General features: G+C 43.7%; 17 protein-coding genes and 9 tRNA genes. 12 read left to right on the plus strand and 14 right to left on the minus strand.

Translation table 11 applies throughout. The features are described 5' to 3' along the window. Positions 1 to 59 precede the first annotated feature (59 nt). Together AC0L6V_RS14100 and dinB are read right to left on the minus strand one after the other, a co-directional pair. Positions 60 to 1,040: a hypothetical protein gene (locus AC0L6V_RS14100; RefSeq protein WP_265217829.1), complete on the minus strand. Its 981-nt coding sequence runs from the start codon at positions 1,038 to 1,040 to the stop codon at positions 60 to 62. A 74-nt stretch (positions 1,041 to 1,114) separates the two neighbouring features. Next, a complete protein-coding gene (gene dinB, locus AC0L6V_RS14105) occupies positions 1,115 to 2,176 on the minus strand; it encodes a DNA polymerase IV (RefSeq protein WP_265217830.1) in 1,062 nt (353 codons plus the stop codon). 385 nt (positions 2,177 to 2,561) lie between these two features. On the opposite strand from dinB, the gene AC0L6V_RS14110 reads away from it, so the two are divergent. The 8 genes from AC0L6V_RS14110 (at position 2,562) to AC0L6V_RS14145 (ending at position 6,451) form a co-directional block, all read left to right on the plus strand. Beyond that, positions 2,562 to 3,188, plus strand: coding sequence for an LPP20 family lipoprotein (locus tag AC0L6V_RS14110; RefSeq protein WP_265217831.1), 627 nt, complete (start codon positions 2,562 to 2,564; stop codon positions 3,186 to 3,188). Positions 3,189 to 3,191: 3 nt separating this feature from the next. Further along, positions 3,192 to 3,398, plus strand: coding sequence for a flagellar assembly protein T N-terminal domain-containing protein (locus AC0L6V_RS14115; protein ID WP_418138372.1), 207 nt, complete (start codon positions 3,192 to 3,194; stop codon positions 3,396 to 3,398). A 112-nt stretch (positions 3,399 to 3,510) separates the two neighbouring features. Further along, on the plus strand, positions 3,511 to 4,335 hold the full coding sequence (locus tag AC0L6V_RS14120; protein WP_265217833.1) for a flagella assembly protein FlgT middle domain-containing protein: 825 nt from the start codon (positions 3,511 to 3,513) through the stop codon (positions 4,333 to 4,335). A 109-nt stretch (positions 4,336 to 4,444) separates the two neighbouring features. Then, the gene (locus AC0L6V_RS14125; RefSeq protein ID WP_111608127.1) at positions 4,445 to 4,675 is read left to right on the plus strand and encodes a cell division protein ZapB; all 231 of its coding nucleotides are present in this window, start codon (positions 4,445 to 4,447) and stop codon (positions 4,673 to 4,675) included. Next, positions 4,672 to 5,145, plus strand: a complete 474-nt coding sequence (locus AC0L6V_RS14130) for a hypothetical protein (RefSeq protein WP_265217834.1) — start codon at positions 4,672 to 4,674, stop codon at positions 5,143 to 5,145. Before AC0L6V_RS14125 ends, AC0L6V_RS14130 begins: the two co-directional genes overlap by 4 nt. A 28-nt stretch (positions 5,146 to 5,173) precedes the next feature. After that, the gene (locus tag AC0L6V_RS14135; protein WP_265217835.1) at positions 5,174 to 5,341 is read left to right on the plus strand and encodes a hypothetical protein; all 168 of its coding nucleotides are present in this window, start codon (positions 5,174 to 5,176) and stop codon (positions 5,339 to 5,341) included. A 13-nt stretch (positions 5,342 to 5,354) separates the two neighbouring features. Then, on the plus strand, positions 5,355 to 6,314 hold the full coding sequence (locus AC0L6V_RS14140; RefSeq protein ID WP_265217836.1) for a ProQ/FinO family protein: 960 nt from the start codon (positions 5,355 to 5,357) through the stop codon (positions 6,312 to 6,314). A gap of 53 nt (positions 6,315 to 6,367) precedes the next feature. Next, positions 6,368 to 6,451, plus strand: a tRNA-Tyr gene (locus tag AC0L6V_RS14145). A gap of 503 nt (positions 6,452 to 6,954) precedes the next feature. Here AC0L6V_RS14145 and AC0L6V_RS14150 read toward each other — a convergent pair. The 9 genes from AC0L6V_RS14150 to AC0L6V_RS14190 form a co-directional block, all read right to left on the minus strand. Next, a tRNA-Lys gene (locus AC0L6V_RS14150) sits at positions 6,955 to 7,030 on the minus strand. 28 nt (positions 7,031 to 7,058) lie between these two features. After that, positions 7,059 to 7,135, minus strand: a tRNA-Pro gene (locus AC0L6V_RS14155). A gap of 1 nt (position 7,136) precedes the next feature. Then, positions 7,137 to 7,212: transfer RNA gene (locus AC0L6V_RS14160), tRNA-Asn, on the minus strand. Positions 7,213 to 7,253: 41 nt separating this feature from the next. Beyond that, positions 7,254 to 7,329: transfer RNA gene (locus AC0L6V_RS14165), tRNA-Lys, on the minus strand. Positions 7,330 to 7,342: 13 nt separating this feature from the next. Continuing rightward, positions 7,343 to 7,418, minus strand: a tRNA-His gene (locus AC0L6V_RS14170). A gap of 27 nt (positions 7,419 to 7,445) precedes the next feature. Continuing rightward, positions 7,446 to 7,522 (minus strand) — tRNA-Pro (locus AC0L6V_RS14175). A gap of 1 nt (position 7,523) precedes the next feature. Continuing rightward, positions 7,524 to 7,599, minus strand: a tRNA-Asn gene (locus AC0L6V_RS14180). Positions 7,600 to 7,640: 41 nt separating this feature from the next. Then, a tRNA-Ser gene (locus AC0L6V_RS14185) sits at positions 7,641 to 7,731 on the minus strand. A gap of 61 nt (positions 7,732 to 7,792) precedes the next feature. After that, positions 7,793 to 8,863, minus strand: a complete 1,071-nt coding sequence (locus AC0L6V_RS14190) for a polysaccharide deacetylase family protein (protein ID WP_265217837.1) — start codon at positions 8,861 to 8,863, stop codon at positions 7,793 to 7,795. 193 nt (positions 8,864 to 9,056) lie between these two features. Here AC0L6V_RS14190 and AC0L6V_RS14195 point away from each other — a divergent pair, with 193 nt between their 5' ends. The 4 genes from AC0L6V_RS14195 to glsB all read left to right on the plus strand — a co-directional run bounded on the left by AC0L6V_RS14195 (position 9,057) and on the right by glsB (position 13,287). Next, on the plus strand, positions 9,057 to 10,268 hold the full coding sequence (locus AC0L6V_RS14195) for a glycine C-acetyltransferase (protein ID WP_265217838.1): 1,212 nt from the start codon (positions 9,057 to 9,059) through the stop codon (positions 10,266 to 10,268). Then, positions 10,265 to 11,290 carry an L-threonine 3-dehydrogenase gene (gene tdh, locus AC0L6V_RS14200; RefSeq protein WP_265217839.1) on the plus strand — a complete coding sequence of 342 codons (1,026 nt, stop codon included), beginning with the start codon at positions 10,265 to 10,267 and terminating at the stop codon, positions 11,288 to 11,290. Before AC0L6V_RS14195 ends, tdh begins: the two co-directional genes overlap by 4 nt. A gap of 73 nt (positions 11,291 to 11,363) precedes the next feature. After that, positions 11,364 to 12,170, plus strand: coding sequence for an NAD(+) diphosphatase (gene nudC / locus AC0L6V_RS14205; protein ID WP_265217840.1), 807 nt, complete (start codon positions 11,364 to 11,366; stop codon positions 12,168 to 12,170). Between the two features lie 205 nt (positions 12,171 to 12,375). Next, entirely contained in the window at positions 12,376 to 13,287 is a 912-nt protein-coding gene (gene glsB / locus AC0L6V_RS14210) for a glutaminase B (protein ID WP_265217841.1), read from the plus strand. Between the two features lie 79 nt (positions 13,288 to 13,366). Here the strand turns inward: glsB and ppnN are convergent, their stop codons facing one another. The 3 genes from ppnN to AC0L6V_RS14225 all read right to left on the minus strand — a co-directional run bounded on the left by ppnN (position 13,367) and on the right by AC0L6V_RS14225 (position 17,226). Next, positions 13,367 to 14,740 (minus strand): nucleotide 5'-monophosphate nucleosidase PpnN, encoded by a 1,374-nt coding sequence (ppnN, locus tag AC0L6V_RS14215; RefSeq protein ID WP_409418691.1) that lies wholly within the window; start codon positions 14,738 to 14,740, stop codon positions 13,367 to 13,369. Between the two features lie 130 nt (positions 14,741 to 14,870). Further along, positions 14,871 to 15,998, minus strand: a complete 1,128-nt coding sequence (gene zapE, locus AC0L6V_RS14220) for a cell division protein ZapE (RefSeq protein WP_265217843.1) — start codon at positions 15,996 to 15,998, stop codon at positions 14,871 to 14,873. A 7-nt stretch (positions 15,999 to 16,005) separates the two neighbouring features. Beyond that, complete coding sequence (locus AC0L6V_RS14225) at positions 16,006 to 17,226, minus strand: MFS transporter (protein WP_265217844.1); 1,221 nt, start codon at positions 17,224 to 17,226, stop codon at positions 16,006 to 16,008. Positions 17,227 to 17,262: the final 36 nt, after the last annotated feature.

Below are 17,262 nucleotides of genomic sequence, written 5' to 3' on the forward strand. Positions count from 1 at the left end.
CTATCATATTTGCCATTTATCGCTCGACTGTCATCTGAACTTAATCATGACCGCCAAACCTAATGCTCTATAGGAAATCGCATTTCCACAACACCTTGCTCTCTATTTAATCGGAACAACACATCAGCTCGCTCAGGCATGACCGCTAACATATGTCGAGTCAGCCTTTCGTAATACTGCATAAACTCCTTCAACTCATCCGATGACATCACTTTTAAATCAATGGTATCCAATAAGACACCGTGTATATCATGAAGATGGCTTTCTAGAACTCGCTCTTGTTTGTTTCGCCAGCCATAAACCACATCATAACTAGGCGCTTGCATCCAAACCATGAGATCTATTTTCGCAAACAACTTTTTATAATCGTCTTTTAAAAGCTGATTAACCTTATTGCGCCACAAGCAATCTGCATCCATATCCGCTTCAAGTCCATTGATTGGGTGCTGTATATTGCCTCGCATGGGCGGCGCACCAACACACCACCCCTCAAACAACACAACATCAACAGGACCTTGAACTTCCTGCCATAAATGTACAGGCTTTCGGTCATCGACAGATTTATCAAAGCAAGGAAACTTCATCACTTCGCCATCTTTCAGGTTTTTCAACCTTTCAAAAAGCACTAGTGCCAAGCTCACATCGTGCGTTCCAGGTACACCTCGAACAGAAAACATCGGAGTCGTTTGACTGGCAAATTTAAGTCGTTCATGACGAGTGCTGTATAAGTCATCCAAACTGAGCACTATACAATTTAACTCAAAGCCTTTATTCATTATTCGACTTATCACATTGCAAAAAGTCGTTTTTCCACAGCCTTGAGCACCGCCAAGCCCCACAACCAATGGTCCATGCCCAACACGAGCCTTCTCACTTAGCCAGCTCGCAAAAGGCAAATACAGACGATCTAATTGATCGACCAACGATGGATCAGCATACAAACGCCCCAAAGTTTGTTCTACCTCAAATCGTAGCCGCTGAGATAAAGGCCCCGGCATATTCAAGTTTACTTCGTTAAACTTACGCTCTTGTTTAAACATAACGCCCCCTCCAAACTGTTCTTAACTTAAGTATAGTAAAGCAGTAAACAGTTGATCATAATTTACACAATCAATCAGAAGAAAGGCAAAATCAGTTGCTGAGGCTTTGGGGGAGATAAACGATACCCCACACCAATCAAGCGTACAGGGCGACGAAATCGAGCATAAGCCTGCTCTAAAAGAGTCAAAAAGATAGTATTGGATAATTTATTTTTAATAGGCAGTTCTATTGTAGTTTGCTTAAAGTTATCAAATTTTATCTTCAAATAATATTTACTTAACTGAGTTTCAAAATGTCGTCCTGCCATACGCCTTTCTAACTCCATCAAAAGCTTAGGGATAACAGCTTGGCATGCGGCTAAATCAAGCAGATCGGCCGAAAATGTATGCTCTACAGAGATACTCTTCCTTTCTCTTGATGTCATAACAGGTCGATTATCAATCCCTAAGGCGAATTGAGACAGTCGAAATGCCATGCTGCCAAAATGCTTTTGCAATACAACAAAATCCAGTTTCTGTAGATCAGCGCATGTAAACACATCTAATGACGCCAACTTATCTTGAGCAACACGGCCTATTCCAGAAATAAACTTAACCGGAATAGAGGAAACAAATTCGAACTGCTTTTCTGGCGTTACAATGGTTAAGCCGTCTGGCTTATCCCAATCACTGGCTACCTTTGCAATGAACTTATTTGTTGCCACCCCAGCAGACACAGTAATGCCTATCTCTTTTAATACTCTGCTGCGTATTTTCTCCGCTATTCGTGTTGCACTTCCTTGAAAGCATTCGGAATCGGTCACATCAAGATAGGCCTCATCTAACGACAACGGCTCAATAATAGAAGTAAACTCTCGAAAAATAGCCTGCATTTGAGAAGATGCTTCGCGATATTTATTCATATCACCAGGGAGAACCAGTAACGAAGGACACAATCGCGTAGCCACCGACGTTGGCATAGCAGAACGCACCCCATAACCACGGGCAATGTAATTCGCCGTTGACAATACACCGCGACCACTAGCCGCACCTCCTATCGCAATAGGAATATCACGCAACTTTGGGTTGTCCCGCATCTCTATTGCGGCGTAAAAACAATCGGCATCAATATGAATAATCTTGCGATTCGATGACATAACACTAATTTTTACTGTACAAAAAAACAGTATATTCTATCTTGGCTCATCATTCATCCATCAAATAAACATGTAAAGATTCTTCTCGAAAAAACATCCTCAACGTAAAATCCTTGATATGATCGAATCTGACACAAGAAAAAAACAAATTCGCCATTTAAAATCAATAAAAAACACTTTTTAGGCAAGCAAACATGGACGCTAGAGCGTAAAATGGTTTACATTTTGTTGATCAAACTAACAATATTGAAAAGCTGAAAAACCCTCTAGCACACTATTACTTGTGATAAGGCATTACCCAATAAGAGCTAGGCAATGAACTCTCAGCTTTTCAACAAAAGATAAAAGCCTCGTAAGGCTTACACTTAAAGGCAAAGGGCACACCATGATACGACCATTTAACATTATTTTAATCGCCATAGGTGCAGTAACGCTTGCGGGTTGTCAAAGTCTTAACCAACAGAGCGCCACAGGACAGCCTTGTACCACCGTTGCACCTTGTAATGGAAACGTTGTTGGAAGCCCATCTACCCCATACACGCAAAACAGCGCGCTTAACACCAACAATACGGTCGTCATTGTGAAACAAGAACCTATTATTGTGACCGCTACGGGTTATGCCGCCACGATGACAAGTAAGCGTCTAACACAATCCCAAGCTCGTATCATGACGATGCGTAGCTCAATGTTGGATGCCTACCGAAACCTATCGGAACGGGTTTATGGACTAAAAATCGATGGTTCAAGCTCTCTAAGCAATATGGTCATGCAAAATGACGAGCTAAGAACCTATGTGGATGCTTATTTAGTGGGGGCAAAGGTCGTTTCACAAAGAGAGCACGAAGACGGCACATTTGAAACCGTGGTAGAAATGGCACTGCAAGAAAACTTTCGTCAATGTGTAACCTCTAACAATGTGCAAGCAGACCCCAATTGCAAAGTCCAACCAGGCTATCGCGCCATTAATGTTCAAAACGCCACCCCAACAACTAATTTTTACAGCATTGAATAACCGATGGTTACTTTAAAACGCGCATTCATTACTGCCCTATTCCTCACCTTGCCAATTGCCACTTTTGCCAACAGCATTGATGCTGTTGGTGAAGCCATTATCTATAATAATGATATCGCCGATGCTCGTTACAGAGCCACTCAACAAGCCATCAAACAAGCCGTTTTGGAATCTGGTTCGAGAGTGAACGTTAAAGACGAGGCTCAATAATGGTGAAGTAGAATCAAACTTAGAAATACGTAGTTCTGGTTATGTTCAAAAAGCGCGTATCCTCTCAGAAGAACAAAACGGTGACTTTCTTAGAGTAATTGCCCGTGTTGACGTGACCGCCGACTCCCAATGCAGTACAGGACCAACGCGGTATTACAAAAAAACCGTGGGAGTCACTGGATTTGAGTTGCAAGTTCCACAACAAGCGGCATTGGGTGAGCTTAGCAACATCTCAAGAGAGCTGCCCAAAAACTTAGCCGATGAAATAAACAGACAAGGCTACTTAAAAGCCCTCACGGCTACTAACATTGCTATTTACCCCGATGTTATTAACGCCCCCTCTTCAACTAACGCTGATGGATCACTAACTAATCTCACCAGAATCAGTGAGCAGCTTGGTGTTCAATACATCATTAGTGGTGTCATTAGAGACATTAGCGAAGTTTACCTTAGACACCCTAATGACAAAAATGCAAAAGACGATTCTGAAGAAATCGATAAAGAAAGAAACTTCGTGGTCGATATATACATTTATGATGGTTTTAGTGGCGCGCTTTTGTTTGAACACAGATACAATGAAATCGGCAACTGGGACATATCTGACCACGCAAGAATTGGCTTTGGTAGTGCAAAATTTTGGTCAGTACATTATGGCAAAGTAGTCCAACAAGCGCTAAAAGAAAGCGCATTAGATGCAAGTGAACAGCTTAGATGCCAGCCTTTTATTGCTAATATTTTCCGCACAGAAGGCAACAGAATACACATATCTGCAGGGTCAATAGCGGGTATAAAACAAGGAGATAAATTCAATATTTATCGACGATACGAGGTATTTAATCAGTTACAGTCTACCCAAACACAGCTGAATAATGCCAATATCAGTGTTACAATCAAACAAGTCCAACCTAACTTCTCTGTTGGGGAGGCTCGTTGTTGACTCTCACATACTTAACGTGCAACAACGAGATGTCGTGATTGCTTGGTAATTTTCACAACTATACGCCTTTACACAAAATGGCGGTTTTTTTATTTTTAGGACAGATACAATGAACAACGAACTACTACACCATCTAGAACAACGCATCAACGAAGCCGTTGAAGAAATTGGTTCATTACGCAAACGTATTTCAGAATTAGAAATGCAGAACTATGAACTTAGCGAAGAAAAAAGTGAGATTCAAAACTCTCTAAACCAAACAAAAGAACAGCAATCGAACTGGGAGTCTTCTCTTTCTCAAATGCTGAATCGCCTCAACCAAATGGATAACAAACAATGAGACCACTTTTACTTGCAGCTTTAGTTCTTGTCAGTGCAAACGCATCAGCAGAAGGTCAAATTGCGAGTTTAATAAATTTTGAATCTGCCGCCGCGCGCCCAACCACACCGGATGGAGAAACAAACGTTACCTCCATCATTGGGGCCAATATGGAATACACTCTGCCAGAGAATATTTCTTTTTATGGCGGACTGTCCTTTGTCATTGGGGAAAAATTCGAAAACGCTCTCACAATAGGCTCTCGATACTACAGCGCAACACCAGCATTACAGATCTTACCTGGTATTCCTATGTGGTCGTTTATCGGTGGCGGTGTCTCATTCTTAGATGAAACGGTCTATTATCCAGAAGCAGGCTTTCGTATCGGCATATCAGATGTATCTCGACTAGACGTATTTGTAAAAGTACTTAACAGTAGCAGCGATACTTATGACAAGCACGTGATGATCGGTGCAGGCTTAACCTTTTAATTAAGTAAAAATAAGACCCAAAACAAAGATGAAGCTAACACCCATTTTCGTCGCAAGCTTTGTGATCGCAACAACTTACACTTGGTGGCAAAATGACAAAACTATTACCGTTACGCTACCAAGTGACGATCAGCGAAAAGAGATGATTGGCACAAGCAATACCCCCAGTATTCCGCTGACTCCAATACAAAACTGAGCCTTGTGTCTTTATGGAACAACTTATTGCCAAACTCGAAGCGAAAATTAACTGGCTGACAAAACAGCTAGAAAATGCAAACGAGGAAATAAAAAAACTAAAGGAAAAGAACGACCTTCCCATTGAGTACAGCGCCTCAATGGATTTATTGCAACATATGGCCGATCGCTCACCCGAAGATCAACTACAGCTCTATATAGAAGACTCTCTTGATCTCTTGGGTGCCCTATCGACCCCTGAGCAAGTAATAAAAACAAAGCCAGTTGAACAGCAACTTAACTTTGATTTATTGCACGAGCATGCTGACAACAGCAGCATCACAACCACGACAATAGAACAGATTGATTACATGACCACACAACAAACTGAGCTTAACGGCTTGCAAGACGACGACAAACTAGTCGATAGCGACACTAGCGTACAACAAGCAAGTGACAGCACTACAGAGACAGCAACTTTGACGTCTGAACAAAAAAAACGTCAAAAAAATCAAAAGAATAATCGCCGTCTAATAAAAATGCTTGAAGACCGTTATCCTAAAGCGTTCGACTGGAATCAACCTAAGCCACTAAAAGTTGGTATAGACAAAGACATGACATTGGACGACGACTTCAATGCCAGCAAACAAAAACGTGCTCTAGCCGCTTATACACGCTCTGATCGCTATAAGAAGTGTCTCCTATCAGGACAGCCTCGTGTTGATCTTGAAGGCATCGCTGTAAATGATGAAGCCGCTCTTCCTGAGTCCATGATACCCAAGAAAGAGAAAAAACCATTCAACCGCCCTAAAACAACCGATCGACCTAAAGTGGACCGCCCTGCCCACAATAAAAAACCTCAAAGCACCCCATCCCCAAAAGGCAAGCCGTCACAAAAATCACAGCCAATAAAAAGCCGTGAAGATGAAGCCTATGATAATTTATCGCCAGAAGAGCGCATGAAAGCAAAACTGGAAAAATTATTAAAAAAATAGAAAAAAGTGTTTACAGATAGAAGCGCGGCATATATTATTTGCCGCGCTGCTGTGGAGGGGTTCCCGAGTGGCCAAAGGGAGCAGATTGTAAATCTGCCACGAAAGTTTCGGTGGTTCGAATCCACCTCCCTCCACCATTAATTCTTTTCTTTATAGATCAATCTTTTATCTATAAAATCATACTGCAATAAAAATCCTCAAGACATCAAATTTTAAACACATCCAGACAGAACATAAACACCACATCAAAAATCAACACGCAAGCAAAAGACGACAAACAACTCCCACAAAACAAGACACCAACATACCATCTAAGCAAAACCACGCCTATAGCCCCCCCAAGAAGAATCCCGCCAAAGACAACAAGTTAATGATCCAACAAAGCCAACCACAATAGCGATCAAACGCTGCAGCAAACCACCTGAGCACGCTAGAAGCTACTAACAGCAGACTTACCTACTCTACAATCAGGGCAACACAAGAAGCCAGAGACGAGCTAGCACCCAACTCAAAACCACAAATACAAAGTTTGATATTTTAACGAGACACGACAAAAGCCGTAACAAAGAACAGCAAGGCAAGTTTCAAAATACAGAGAAAACGAGAAATGTAAAAGATGAAGAGAATAGACAAAATAGAATGGTGGGTCGTACTGGATTCGAACCAGTGACCAATTGATTAAAAGTCAACTGCTCTACCAACTGAGCTAACGACCCGCTCTATGAAGAATTCTTTATTAATTGATGGTCGGAGTAGAGGGATTCGAACCCCCGACATCCTGCTCCCAAAGCAGGCGCGCTACCAGACTGCGCTATACTCCGATGGCTCCTCGAACTGGACTCGAACCAGTGACCCAATGATTAACAGTCATTTGCTCTACCAACTGAGCTATCGAGGAATTAATCAGGCTAGTACAGAATAAAAGCTTTAAGAGATAGTTGGTGGGTCGTACTGGATTCGAACCAGTGACCAATTGATTAAAAGTCAACTGCTCTACCAACTGAGCTAACGACCCAACTATCAAGTAATGGGGTGGACGATGGGGCTCGAACCCACGACCGATGGAATCACAATCCATAGCTCTACCAACTGAGCTACGCCCACCATTACTAACGGTGATGATAAAATTAATGGTCGGAGTAGAGGGATTCGAACCCCCGACATCCTGCTCCCAAAGCAGGCGCGCTACCAGACTGCGCTATACTCCGATGGCTCCTCGAACTGGACTCGAACCAGTGACCCAATGATTAACAGTCATTTGCTCTACCAACTGAGCTATCGAGGAACTAATTTTATCTTTGCTGCAACACACTTACCTAAGTAAGATGGCGGAGGAGGAGAGATTCGAACTCTCGGTAGGCTACTAACCTACGCCGGTTTTCAAGACCGGTGCATTAAACCGCTCTGCCACCCCTCCGTTGCGAGCGAGGTGTATAATACTGATTTGAAATTTCAGTGCAACATTTTTTTAAAAAAGTTTAACTTTTTTCACTTACGTAGCCTTGTTCAGGGGAAGAACGTATCCAAACATTAGAATACCAGTAGTAATGCTGCCCTGATTCGTCCGGCATAGTGCAATTAATACGGCCTCGGCCCACGCCGAACGGCTTATCTGCAGTGGCAACCACTTCAAAATCCGAAACCCAATCTAATTTAGCTTTACCCTGTCCAGACACGTAACAGATTAAATCCTTAAAACGATATTTCCCTTCCTTGAAAGTTAACTGAATGGTAACAGGCTGATTGGTTGCATAATCCCCTCCCGTCTTCTCGGACAATAAAGGCATCGGCTTTGCGCCCAACTTCGTTTTTAACGTCGATAAATTAGCGTAGACACCTGACGCCGGAAAACGCGGCAAATTCTCAAAATCTGAATCGCTACTAACTACACCAGATTGCTGCCCAAAAGCGATAATGTCTTTTGCCTTCATCATGGCACGAATTTGACGATCTGATTCGCCATAAGGATAAGCCAACATTTTAGGGGAATGACCTAAATGCTTCGTCAATAGAGCTTCCACTGTATCGACCTCCTTTTCCATGCGCGCTAGCCAATCACGGTCGCTTTCACCGCTTTCCTTTCTCAACATATAAGGATGGTTAACAGTATGATTAGCAAACACTCCACCATAGGCTTGCATCTCTTTCATTTGCTCCCAGGTCAAAAAGCTTGAACTGTTACGCTCTACTGGCTCGGTATTGATAAAAACCGTAAAAGGGAAGTTTCTTTCTTTTAATATTGGAAAACCCGCTTGATAAATACTTTGATATGCATCATCAAAGGAAATAGCAACGGCTTTGTCCGGCAACGGCTTATTCGCCTTTAAATCATCCAATGCGGAGCGTAGATCAACAACCTGAAATCCTGAGCTTTTAAGATAATCCATATGTTCCGTAAACTGCTCGGGCGTCACTGACGTTGAAGCAGGCGAACTCACGCTAACATGATGGTATTGCAGAATGGGCAAATAATCTTGCGCCTGAACCGTTATACTGGCGCTGAGCGCCGTCCCTAACACAAGACCACTAAAGCGAACCGTTGATAACATATCTTTTCCTTTTTGTTTAATCTTTGCCCTCATTCTACGGACGAAGCAGCGACATGACCAGCATGCCACAACCCACAACTGTTATGCCCATTTCTCTATGTCACTGCATCTACTCACAATCCGTCTGTCCACCTACACTCATAAGATAAGGACTTCATAATAAAAAGGACACATCTCCACAAGAGGACAAAATATGAGCAAATCAGCTTTTTATCAAAACTTGGAAAATCAACTCCAATCCCTTAAACAAGAAGGTCTTTACAAAATAGAGCGCCCTCTTATCACACCACAAGCAAGTCAAATCAAAACCGCGGACAACGCCCCTTTAATCAACTTATGCGCCAATAATTACCTTGGGCTTGCTAATGACCATGATGTCACACAAGCCGCCCACAAGGCGCTAGACGAATATGGTTATGGCATGGCCTCTGTGCGCTTTATTTGTGGCACTCAAGACATACATACTGAGTTAGAAAAAAGTTTGAGTGACTTTTTACAAATGGAAGACACCATTTTGTATTCGTCTTGCTTTGATGCGAACGGAGGGTTGTTTGAAACCTTGTTAGGAGAAGAGGATGCTGTTATTAGTGATGCACTCAATCACGCCAGCATCATTGATGGTATTCGACTCTGCAAGGCTAAACGTTATCGCTATGCCAATAATGACATGACCGAATTGGAAGCCATGCTTCAACAAGCCGATCAAGACGGAGCAAAAACCAAACTCATCGTTACCGATGGGGTGTTCTCTATGGACGGCATTATCGCCGATTTAACATCCATCTGCGACCTTGCCGATCAATATGACGCCTTAGTTATGGTAGACGATTCCCATGCGGTGGGCTTTTTGGGCGACAATGGTCGTGGCAGCCACGAGTACTGCGATGTGCTAGGTCGAGTAGATATTCTCACCGGAACCTTAGGCAAAGCCCTTGGTGGTGCATCAGGAGGCTATACCAGCGCTTCCAAAAGCATTGTCGACTGGTTACGCCAGCGCTCTCGTCCTTACCTGTTTTCCAACTCGCTTGCACCTGTTATCACCGCCACCAGTTTAAGCATCATTAAATCACTGGAAAACAGCACAACCGCACGCCAACAATTAAAAGCAAACAGTCAATATTTTCGCACTCAAATGAGTGCCCTAGGCTTTCATCTTGTCGCTGGCGATCACCCTATCATTCCTGTTATTTTAGGCGACGCAAAGATCGCACAAGAAATGGCAAATGCGTTGTACCAAGAAGGCATTTTCGTAACAGGATTCGCGTACCCCGTTGTACCAATGGGAAAAGCAAGAATACGCACGCAAATGTCCGCATCATTGACCACGGAACAGCTCGATCGCGCCATTACTGCCTTTGCAAAAATCGGCCGCGAAATGGGCATTATTGAGGGAAATAAAGAATGAAAACACTTGCAAAACTTCATGCCGAAAAAGGCATTTGGATGACTGACGTTGCTCACCCAGAATGTGGTCATAACGATGTGGTTATCAAGGTACGCAAAACGGCTATTTGCGGAACCGACATGCATATTTATCACTGGGATGATTGGGCACAGAATACCATTCCAGTGCCAATGACGGTAGGACACGAATTTGTTGGCGAAATCGTAGAAATTGGCCCAGAAGTAACAGGCTTTAAAATCGGTGATCGCGTTTCAGGTGAAGGCCACATCACCTGCGGACATTGTCGAAATTGTCGTGCAGGACGACGCCACCTCTGCAGAAAAACCCTTGGGGTAGGAGTCAACCGCAACGGTGCATTTGCAGAATACTTGGTTATCCCCGCAAGCAATGCCTTCAAGATCCCTAACAATATCAGCGACGACATAGCGGCAATTTTAGACCCTTTCGGCAATGCGACACATACGGCTTTATCGTTTGATTTGATTGGTGAAGATGTGCTCATCACCGGTGCTGGCCCAATAGGCGCCATGGCCGCAGCGATTGCAAAGCATGTTGGCGCGCGTAATGTTGTTATAACGGATGTCAATGATTTCCGCTTGGACTTGGCGAAGAAAATGGGAGCCACGCGAACGGTCAACGTCAGTCGAGAATCGCTAAAAGACGTGATGAGTGAAATAGGCATGTCTGAAGGCTTTGATGTGGGTCTGGAAATGTCTGGCAACGATACCGCCTTTCGTGCCATGCTCGAATGCATGAATCATGGTGGAAAAATCGCTATGCTCGGCATCCCCAGCAAAGATACCTTGATTGACTGGAACCAAGTCATCTTTAAAGGCCTAATCATTAAAGGTATTTACGGACGAGAAATGTTCGAAACCTGGTACAAGATGATCGCTATGTTGCAATCTGGCTTAGACATCAGCACAATTATTACCCATCGTTTTAAAGTTGATGAGTTTCAGCAAGGATTCGACACCATGGGATCAGGAAAATCAGGCAAAGTGATCTTGGATTGGAATTAAATCCATCTTAGTTATTGCGTCTAAAGAGTGATCGCGTTAGCGTCATTCTTTTAGACGCAAACAGAGCAACAACATGTTAGAGATAGGCACTCAAGCTCATCCCCGCCCCCATCAAGACGCGCTTTATATTTTGCTATACCGCAATCAAGTTCTGACGGAAGAGGGAAACCAATTTCTTATTCCTTTTACCCATTTTCAGCCCAACGCCAATATGAGCGCAGTGTATTGTGGAAAATGGCATGGTCAGGATATCTTTGTTTGTCGCTTTGAGTCCATACCCAAAGGGTTTCGCGAAACTGGACTAAGAGAGCTGCTTTTTTTGCAAGATCAGGATCACTACATTTTATTAAGCCGTGCCCACCAGCTCGCGACTTGGGATAGAGACCATCAGTTCTGTGGTCGCTGTGGGACCGCAATGGAAGAAAAACACGCTGCAGAGCACACAAAAATCTGCCCATCTTGCAATTTACGCCATTATCCAAGAATTTCACCCTGTGTTATTGTATCGATCAGAAAAGAAGAGCAAATTTTATTAGCTCGCGGCCCCCTTGCCCCAAAAGACAGATACAGTAATATCGCAGGCTTTGTTGAAGCAGGTGAAACCCTAGAACAAGCCGTCGCTCGCGAGGTAAAAGAAGAAGTCGGCTTAGAAATAACCAATATACGTTATGTCGACAGCCAACCTTGGTCTTTTCCTCATCAGCTGATGGTCGGATTTTTTGCTGACTATAAGAGTGGTGATATCGCTCCAGCCCCAGGTGAAATTGAAGAGGCCAATTGGTATTCCATTGATGCCCTACCCAATATCCCGAACAATGCGACCATATCGGGACAACTGATCAACGCGCATGTGGCGAACATTAAAGCCCAACGCTCTTAATACCAGTGATGAAAGGACTGTAGGTAAACACTTACTGTCCTTTGTTTACGGTATTTCACCCAAAAAATAACCGTTTATTACGACACTGCCAGCCCCCTCTTTTGGGGGCTTTTTTATGATCGACAGCAAACCAAATTCCACTGGGGTTTCCTAACGACTTTCTCTATACTAGGCGCCCCCTTTAACCCTGTTTAATGAGAATGATGTGGAAGATTTACTGCATTCAATAGAACAAAAAGTAAAACCATTAATCGGTTTAGGCAAGGTCGCAAACTACATTCCCGCGTTAGCCAATGTCGATCCCAATCAATTTGGTATCGCCATCTACAGCAATAATGGTGAGCTTTACCATGCAGGCCAAGCGTATACAGACTTCTCTATACAAAGTATCTCTAAAGTCTTTAGCTTGACCCTTGCCATCAAACATTATGGTGAAGACATGTGGAAGCGCGTTGGTCGTGAGCCGTCGGGCAACCCTTTTAACTCCTTAGTGCAATTAGAATACGAAGCAGGCGTGCCCCGTAACCCCTTCATTAACGCAGGGGCGCTGGTGATCAGCGACATGAATCAGTCACGTTTTGCCTCTCCCCATTATGCGATGCGAGAATTTATACGTCGCCTAGCCGATAACCCAGAATTACGCTCAGATAAAATAGTATCCGATTCAGAGTACGAATTTCGCGCCCGTAATGCCTCAATGGCCTATCTTATGAAGGCATTCGGCAACTTTCATAATGATGTCGAGGCGGTGTTACACAGCTACTTTGATAATTGTGCTATGCGCATGAATTGTGTCGATCTGGCGAAAGCCTTTAGTTTCTTAGCAAATAAAGGCTACTGTCGGCATTCTGGTGAGCAAATGCTTAGCCCTAGAGAGACCACGCAGGTAAATGGATTACTTGCCACGAGTGGACTATATGACGAAGCAGGAAATTTTGCTTATCGTGTCGGCCTACCCGGTAAAAGCGGTGTTGGTGGCGGTATAATTGCTATTGTCCCTAATCGCTTTTCCGTTTGTGTATGGTCGCCTGAACTGAATAAATCTGGCAATTCGCTTGCCGGCATGGCCGCTCTCGAAGCCTTGTCCGAAAGTATTGGTTGGTCGGTTTTTGGGTGATTTACCTGCATATTTCTAGACATAAAAAAGGGCCAATCAAGGCCCTTTTACCAATATCAGTCAAACCCCTAATATTAAATTAATCTGTCACCACTTTATAACAAGGCACATACGCACTGCCGGGCAGCTTCATCCGTTGTTGACGAACAAAGGCTTGTAACAAAGCGTCTAATTTCGCCAACAAAGCTTTATCACCATGAATCTCAAATGGCCCAAACTCTTTGATATACGCCACGCCTTGGGCTTTTACGTTACCTGCGACGATAGATGAGAAGGCACGACGCAAATCCGCCGCCAACAAATGCGTTTCTTGATTGAAGTGCAGGTTTAAACCACGCACATTGTCATGAGTTGGCTCAAACGGGTGTTGAAACTCTTCTGGAATATGCAATTTCCAGTTGTAGTAAAACGCATCTTGATGGGCTTTACGATATTGACGCACATCTTCCATTCCTTGCTTAATAGTGCGCGCCACTTCCACTTCATCTTCAATGATAATGCGGTATTTATTTTGCGCTTCTACGCCCAATACATCACCAATAAAAGCGTGAATTTGCTCAAAGTAATCTGCGCTTTCTTTTGGACCTGTAAACACCAAAGGAAAAGGAACATCGGCATTTTTAGGGTGCAACAGGATACCTAAAATATACAAAATTTCTTCGGCCGTACCCGCACCGCCTGGAAACACCACAATACCATGGCCAGCACGAACAAAAGCCTCAAGCCGCTTCTCGATATCTGGCATAATGACCAGCTGATTGACAATCGGATTCGGTGACTCTGCAGCAATAATGCCAGGCTCTGTTAAACCCAAATACACACCATTTTTAATACGTTGCTTAGCGTGAGCAATGGCCGCACCTTTCATTGGCCCCTTCATGGCCCCCGGTCCACAACCCGTACAAATATTGAGTTCACGCAAGCCTAACTCATGACCTACACGCTTGGTATAATCGTATTCGTGACGTGCAATAGAGTGGCCGCCCCAACATACAATCATGTCGGGATTCTGAATTCGGCGGAAGACATTCGCATTGCGCAACAGTTCAAAGACGACATTGGTCAATTTCTCTGAGCTGGCATTCTCTAAGCCACGGGCAAGCAGGTACTCATGCTGAGTAAAAATAATGTCGCGTAATACGCTAAACAGCATTTCCCGCACACTGCTGATCATCTTGCCATCAACAAACGCACTGCTTGGCGCATTCTTAAGCTGCAACTTCACGCCACGTTCTTGCTGTACAATGCGAATTTCAAAGTCTTTAAACTCTTCCATGGCCGCTTGCGGATCATCGGAATCACTACCACAGTTCAAAATAGCCAAAGCACAACGATGGAATAAATCATGAAGTGGGCCTGACTCTTCTGACAGACGAGAGATTTCATTTTGAGATAACATCTCTAACGCACCCTTTGGTGCGACTAACGCATCAACGCGATCTTCATACTGCATGATCGCCCTCCTTACTTCTGGGTTGTTGTCTTTAAGATACATAAACTTTCATACAAACATAGTGGTCGCGCATTGGTTTTTTATCAAGTCTTAACAAACAAGTTATTAAAAATAGTCAGAACAAAATCAATTATTTAACACGTAGTTGCTGATAATAAAGAGACTTCATTTCAATTAAACGACTGTAAGTCCGACGAAACTCAAATAATAAAGAACCGTTTAAATACAAATCTTCAAGTGGCACATCTGCATTCAACAAAAGCACCACTTGATGATCGTAGCACTCATCCACCAAACTGATAAAACGTCGCACAGCATCGTCATTGATACCCAAAGACACAGCACGATCACCCGTTTTTCCTGAGCCAACGGCACCGTCTTCTGTGCCCCGCGCTTTGATATGCTCAAAAGGTTCACTGCTTAATTCGGGAATCGCCGTCAGCATGATGAATGGATAGCTTTTCGCTAATTCAATGTAGTCCAACGACGATCTTGGGCCATTGCACAGTTCGTGAAAATCAAACCAGGCGATATTCTCTGCTGACTCAATCACAGCAATCGCACGACGACAAATGAGCAGCGGTTGCTGATTCACAGTGCCTTTTGCTAACTGCCTAAACAAAACGGCCATCTCTTGCTCATGTTTGACGAAAAAGATCGGCGAACAACCGGTATGACGTAATCGATGGTCCTCTTCGCCACCAAGATGAAGACTCTTCACATTTTGCTGTAACAAGGCAATGGCCGGCGCGAAGCGTTCTTTTTGTAACTGATTTTGAAAAAGATTTTCCACAGCAATATTCGACGTTGCTACCAGCACAACCCCTTCGTCAAACAAGGCCTCGATTAATCCGCCTAGCAGCATAGCGTCGCCAATATCTGTGACAAAAAATTCATCAAAACACAGCACACGACACTCTGACGCTAACCGCTTGGCAATGCCTTTTAACGGATTTTTTTGACCAAAGGCAAGATTCAATTCTCGATGCAAACGTGCCATAAAATGGTGAAAGTGCAGCCTCAACCCAATACCATCTGGCAAACAGCCATAAAACAAATCCATCAGAAACGTCTTACCACGGCCCACATCCCCCCAGAGATAAACTCCTTGGATTGACTCAACCCCATCTGCGTTTGATAGATTCGACATTAGTAACTGATAAACACGTTCTAATTCATATAGCGCGGGCTGCTGATGAACATCAAACAACACATCCTGTCGCTCGAGCTTGTCTTGGTAATACGACAAAGGTGACATCAAAATCTTACACCCTTGCCGCACGCAAACGTGCTACTGGACGCTCATCAATTAGGATATGAATCAACGCCGTAATCAAGGCAATGATACAAGCGGCCCACCAAACAACATCGTAGGAGCCTGTTTTATCATACAAATAACCACCTAACCAAACCCCACTAAACGAGCCTAATTGATGGCCTAAAAATACGATGCCATATAACAATCCCATGTAACGCAAACCAAACATTTGTGCGACCAAACCAGACGTTGGCGGCACTGTCGCTAACCAAAGCAGCCCAGTAACAATAGAAAACACGTAGACAGACATATCCGTCATCGGCAAGGTCATAAACAAGGCAATGGCTAACGCTCTTAGCGCGTAAATAATAGTCAATAGTTTTTTCTTCGAGTATTTGCCTGCCCAACTGCCTGACAACAAACAACCAAAAATATTAAACAGACCAATAAGCGCCAAACTGGCGACAGCAATATCAGACGAGAACCCTTGGTCAGATAAAAACGCTGGCATGTGCACTGTAATAAACGCTAACTGAAAACCACAAACAAAAAAGCCCACAACTAAAAGCCAATAATGCGAGTAAGCACTCGCTTCATGTAGAGCTTCTTTCATAGTTTGTGTTACTTCTGTGACGGCAGTGTTCGCACTCATGCTCACTTTTTCTTGGCGGAAAGGACTCGATAACAACACCATCATCAAAGCGCACAATGCCATCAACAGTAGCGCATTACTCCAACCGTAAGCCGCGATAAAATCTTGCGCTATTGGCACAACAAGTAACTGACCTGTAGACCCAGCAGCACTGCCCAGACCTAGAGCAAAGGAGCGTTTCTCAGGCGACACCATACGCGCCATAGCAGGCAACACCACGCCAAAACCCGTCGCCGCGATGCCCATTCCCATCAATACACCAGCGCCAATATTCAGCCCTATAACACCATCTGCTCCAGCCGTTACATATAAACCAAGAGCATACAAAGCCGCACCAATAAACAAGGTTTTTAAGGTGCCGTAACGATCAGCAAAAGCACCAGCAACAGGCTGAAATAAGCCCCAGCATAGGTTTTGCAACGCCAATGCAAAAGCAAAAACCTCACGTCCATAGCCAAACTCTTGTGAGATAGGCGACATAAAAAAGCCCATTGATGATCGCAAACCAAAGTTCAACGCCAATAAGAGGCAAATCAAAACAATAGAAACACTCAGTAATTTTACTGGACGAGACATCCACTTGCCCTTTTTATAGTAGCCCAACGATAAAAT

Source organism: Marinomonas sp. G8-14 (assembly GCF_055808935.1).